This window comes from Limnospira sp. PMC 1279.21, assembly GCF_032349615.1.
Lineage (GTDB): Bacteria > Cyanobacteriota > Cyanobacteriia > Cyanobacteriales > Microcoleaceae > Limnospira > Limnospira fusiformis.
Map to the genome: position 1 here is coordinate 1 of NZ_JARPLU010000259.1, position 4,682 is coordinate 4,682.

General features: G+C 43.3%; 5 protein-coding genes and 2 pseudogenes. 4 read left to right on the forward strand and 3 right to left on the reverse strand.

Annotated elements, in window-relative coordinates; genetic code table 11:
- A pseudogene (locus P5683_RS22935) lies at positions 1-198 on the reverse strand (hypothetical protein); the annotation flags it as partial.
- 32 nt (positions 199-230) lie between these two features.
- Here P5683_RS22935 and P5683_RS22940 point away from each other — a divergent pair.
- Positions 231-362 (forward strand): hypothetical protein, encoded by a 132-nt coding sequence (locus P5683_RS22940; protein WP_006669118.1) that lies wholly within the window; start codon positions 231-233, stop codon positions 360-362.
- A 19-nt stretch (positions 363-381) separates the two neighbouring features.
- Positions 382-2,214, forward strand: a complete 1,833-nt coding sequence (locus P5683_RS22945; RefSeq protein WP_006621467.1) for an AAA family ATPase — start codon at positions 382-384, stop codon at positions 2,212-2,214.
- Between the two features lie 238 nt (positions 2,215-2,452).
- Here the strand turns inward: P5683_RS22945 and tnpA are convergent, their stop codons facing one another.
- Positions 2,453-2,890: an IS200/IS605 family transposase gene (gene tnpA, locus P5683_RS22950; protein ID WP_315669411.1), complete on the reverse strand. Its 438-nt coding sequence runs from the start codon at positions 2,888-2,890 to the stop codon at positions 2,453-2,455.
- 60 nt (positions 2,891-2,950) lie between these two features.
- On the opposite strand from tnpA, the gene P5683_RS26565 reads away from it, so the two are divergent.
- Positions 2,951-3,016, forward strand: a complete 66-nt coding sequence (locus P5683_RS26565) for a helix-turn-helix domain-containing protein (RefSeq protein ID WP_321201176.1) — start codon at positions 2,951-2,953, stop codon at positions 3,014-3,016.
- 63 nt (positions 3,017-3,079) lie between these two features.
- Positions 3,080-4,123 (forward strand): annotated as a pseudogene (locus P5683_RS22960) (RNA-guided endonuclease InsQ/TnpB family protein); the annotation flags it as partial.
- Positions 4,124-4,267: 144 nt separating this feature from the next.
- Here the strand turns inward: P5683_RS22960 and P5683_RS22965 are convergent.
- The gene (locus tag P5683_RS22965) at positions 4,268-4,486 is read right to left on the reverse strand and encodes a hypothetical protein (RefSeq protein WP_146743385.1); all 219 of its coding nucleotides are present in this window, start codon (positions 4,484-4,486) and stop codon (positions 4,268-4,270) included.
- Positions 4,487-4,682: the final 196 nt, after the last annotated feature.

Sequence of the window (4,682 nt, forward strand, 5' to 3'; positions counted from 1 at the left end):
TAGCTCTGAACAAAGAAGGACAAAGCAGGGGGTAGTAACTCTGTGCCAATGACAATGGGCATCTACATCAGGAGCCGTGTGCTGGGAAACTCGCAAGCACGGTTTTGAATGGGAGGCGATGGAGGCGACTCCGTTCTCGACCCCTGCTTGGGTTAAAGGTAAGGCGATACGTGCTACGCACACGCTACGCGATCGCATTTCCGATAGTCACTGGAATCTAAGCTGAACCAATGTGTCTAGCAGAAACTGAGAGATTTTTAGATAATTTAAAAATTCTTAATATGCACTATGCGGGAATTGTGTTCAACCGTATCATTAGACAGGGAGATATCAGTCAAGACTGCTATAATGTATTTTATTAATTGACTTTTGAGGGACTTTATGAGTGATTTATTCAAGGGATTTGAGCAGTTGCTAGAGTTAGTAAAAGCTCTAGAGGAAAAAGTTGAAAATGGAGAAATTAAAACTGAATATCAGTTTAACTCACGCTCATTAAGCAGTATTCCCAGAACCGGTAACATTCCCCGTCCTAATAATACAACTAGTAATGTTGGTACTAGTTCCATTCGTACACCTTCTTCCCCCCCTCGTAATACAGGTGCATCTGACCCCAATGTACAACCTGAACCTAATTTAGGTATAACTCTCAAAGATATTGGGGGATTAAACCAAGAACTCAAAGAACTCAAAGAACTGATTGCTATTCCTTTAAAACGCCCTGACCTGCTAGTTAAGTTAGGACTTGAACCTACACATGGGGTATTATTAGTTGGTCCCCCCGGTACTGGCAAAACACTCACAGCTCGTGCGTTAGCTGAAGAACTGGGGGTTAACTACATTGCCCTTGTTGGCCCTGAAGTCATCACCAAATATTATGGTGAAGCAGAGCAAAAACTGCGGGCAATTTTTGAAAAAGCTGCCAAAAATGCTCCCTGTATTATCTTTATTGACGAGATCGATAGCTTGGCCCCAAACCGTAGTGCAGTAGAAGGGGAAGTAGAAAAGCGTTTAGTTGCTCAACTATTGAGCCTCATGGATGGTTTCTCCCAGAACAAAGGCGTGATTTTACTGGGGGCTACTAATCGCCCTGATCATCTTGACCCAGCTCTACGCCGTCCTGGACGATTCGACAGAGAAATTCAGTTTCGAGTTCCAGATATCAATGGGCGCAAAGAAATCCTGGAAGTTCTGACTCGTGCTATGCCCTTAGATGATTCAGTTGATCTGGAGTTTATTGCCGATCACACCGTGGGATTTGTGGGGGCTGACTTAAAAGCTGTCTGTCAAAAAGCCGCATACACAGCTTTACGCCGTCAGGTTCCTTCCATTGATATGCAAATTCCAGAAGATATCGCGGTAGAGCAATCCGATTTCTTGCAGGCTCTCAAGGAAATCAAACCAGCAGTACTTCGTAGCATGGAAGTTGAAGTTCCTCATGTGGAATGGGAAGATATTGGCGGCTTGGAAACCATAAAACAGACCTTGCGGGAATCTGTGGAAGGGGCTTTGTTGTACCCAGAACTCTACAAAGAAACAAAAGCCAGAGCGCCCAAAGGAATACTGTTGTGGGGTCCTCCCGGTACTGGTAAAACATTATTAGCCAAGGCTGTGGCTTCTCAAGCCCGAGCTAACTTTATTGGTATTAATGGACCAGATTTACTCAGCCGTTGGGTGGGAGCCAGTGAACAGGCGGTAAGAGAATTATTTGCTAAAGCCCGACAAGCAGATCCCTGTGTAATATTTATCGATGAACTGGATACATTAGCTCCAGCACGGGGAACTTACACTGGTGATTCTGGGGTAAGTAACAGGGTAGTGGGGCAATTACTGACGGAGTTAGATGGTTTAGAATCGGGGTCTAACATTTTGGTAATTGGGGCTACCAATCGTCCTGATGCCATAGACCCTGCTTTGTTACGTGCAGGACGGTTAGATTTACAATTGAAGGTAGATTTACCAAATTTAGATAGTCGGTTCAAGATTTTACAAGTTTACAATCAGGGCAGACCTCTGTTAAATGTGGACTTGGAACATTGGGCTAAGATAACAGAAGGTTGGAATGGTGCAGATTTAGTATTACTCTGCAATCAAGCCGCTGTAGGAGCAATTCGCCGTTTTAGGTCTCAAGGTGAAACAGATACTGCTGCGATCAAGATTACTGTTGATGATTTCCAAGCTTCTTATGAAGCTTTAAGCCAGCAACGTACAGTTTAGTTCAACCTACGCTTTGGGGCAATTTATAAATTGCCCTAATCCTCTGCTTAAAGAACTGCACAAGCGGCGGGTCGCCCGTACGCCAGAACTCGCTAAGCGCTAAATTGGACGCAATGAGGACAGACCACTAAAACCTGGTACGCAGTAATGTTTCCGTCCCCTGACTGGGAATTGGTAGGGTTGGACTCTATAGGTTTGAATATTTTATCGAAAATTTTGGGTTTAAAACCCCGTCGTTCTACGACGGCTTTTCTTGGTTTTTAATGTAAGACTTCAGAACCTCTAATGGTGCGCCACCGCTTGAAGATACAAAATAACTAGGCGACCATAAAGATTCTTTTCCGTAGGGTTTAGGGAATCTGGCTTGCCCATATCTACGACTGTCAACTCCTTTTAAAGCATTTACTATGACAGAAATAGAGAGTTGAGGAGGGTATTCAACTAAGGTATGAATATGGTCTGACTCCCCATTAAATTCCAGCACTTGAAAATTCATTTTTTCAGCCACTTCTCGAAAAGACTTCAGGATTAACATCCGGCTCTCCACTGTCAAGATTTGGCGACGATACTTAGTCACACAGACCAAATGAATCTTTAAATCCGAAACAGACGCTCTTTTCGTCAAAGGGTTGACATCTACCAGACTCCTAGCTATAATTAATGCAGACTCATACATTTTTACAGTATGAAGCTAAGATATCGATATCGAATTTACCCAACAGACCAACAATAGAGATTGATGTCTCAATTGTTCGGATGCTGTCGGGTAATATTTAACGATGCCTTAGCATATTGTCAATAACAATACCGTGCGGGTCACAAAAAGCCTAAGTTCAAGGAACTTTCTCAAAGACTTACAGAACTCAAAAAAACCGAGGAGAAAATCTGGTTGGGAGAAGTTTCTTCTATTCCCTTACAACAGTATTTAAGAGATTTAGAGCAGGCTTACTCTAACTTTTTCAAATCCTGTAAAGGACAAAGAAAAGGTAAGAAAGTTAAACCTCCCAAGTTTAAAAAGCGTAAATCTAAGCAATCCGCTAGGTTTATGGATAATGGTTTTAAACACCTTAATTCCGATTACATTTACATCGCTAAAATTGGTGATATTAAAGTAGTCTGGAGTAGAGAGTTACCCACAAAACCTTCTAGTGCTACCTTAATCAAAGACAGTGCTGATAGGTATTTTGTCAGTTTTGTTGTTGAGTTTAATCCTCAACCCTTACCGGAAAACCAAAATTCTGTAGGAATTGATTTAGGAATCACTGATTTTGCCACATTAAGCAATGGTGATAAACTTAAATGTCCTAAGCCTTTAAAGAAACAACTAAAGCGTTTAAGAAGATGACAACGTAATTGGTCGAGGAAACAGAAAGGCAGTCAAAGAAGGGAAGTTGCTAGAAAGAAATTAGCTAAACTTCACGCCAAGATTTCTGATACCAGAAACGATTTTCTTCAGAAATTGTCAACTCGGATTATTCGTGAAAACCAAACGATAGTCTTGGAAGATTTAAAGGTTTCAGGGATGATGAAAAACCGAAAACTATCCCGTGCTATTTCGGATTTGGGTTGGCGCAGTTTGAGAACAATGCTAGAAGTTAAATCTGTTATGTACGGGCGTGATTTTCGTGTCATTGATAGATGGATTCCCACTTCTCAAACCGGTTCTGGCTGCGGTTTTCGCGGTGGCAAAAAAGAATTAAATATGAGATAGTGGACTTGTTTAAATTGTGGCACATCTCATGATAGAGATGTTAACGCTGCGATTAATATTAAGGTCGCCGGAGGGCATTTGGAGACTTTAAACGGATGTGGAGAGAGGGTCAGACTTTCTGTAAAGAAAGCACATCTCAATGAAGCGTCAACCCGTCCAGCATTTCAACAATTGTCAATCTTTGATTTGTTGAAATAGATGGAATCCCCGTTAGCGCACGCCGGGACGGATAGGCGGATGTCAATACAGTCCTCTGTTTCCTAAAGTGCAACTATTTGCAGTTGGGAAGGAAGGCGACAGGCTCACACAGAGGAAACAGCATATGCAGGGCTGACGATCGCTTTAGTGGTGGTAGGTGTCGCGTTTGAGCGAGTCGTAGTTTGGGGTGGGTTGGCTGTGGGAAACGCAGTTGTCTGGTTTTTGGATACTTAGGCGATCGCATCCCCGTTTAGTTAGTCGTCTTTTAGAGGCTATTGCCCGGTGGGAAGTGCGGTTGTCTGGTTTTCTAATCTTCGAGAACCCCAAGGCAAGCTTAGTAGGGGCGGGTGCGCGATCAGCCACGGGAAAAACCAGCCAACTATATACACCCGCCCGCGGGTGCGCGATCAGCCATCGGAAACACCAGCACCACTCGCACACAGACCATGCCTTGGCAGCGAAACGCCCAGAGACCCAGCGAACAGAGGAAAAACCAGCCAACCCCCTCAGTACAGGACAAAAAAGCTGAAAGTCTTAGCCAAAAGGGAATCTAGCCGAT

Coding starts and splice junctions, on each gene's coding strand:
- P5683_RS22940 (WP_006669118.1), top strand. CDS start 231: ATGTGTCTAGCAGAAACTGAGAGATTTTTAGATAATTTAAAAATTCTT.
- P5683_RS22945 (WP_006621467.1), top strand. CDS start 382: ATGAGTGATTTATTCAAGGGATTTGAGCAGTTGCTAGAGTTAGTAAAA.
- tnpA (WP_315669411.1), bottom strand. CDS start 2,890: ATGTATGAGTCTGCATTAATTATAGCTAGGAGTCTGGTAGATGTCAAC.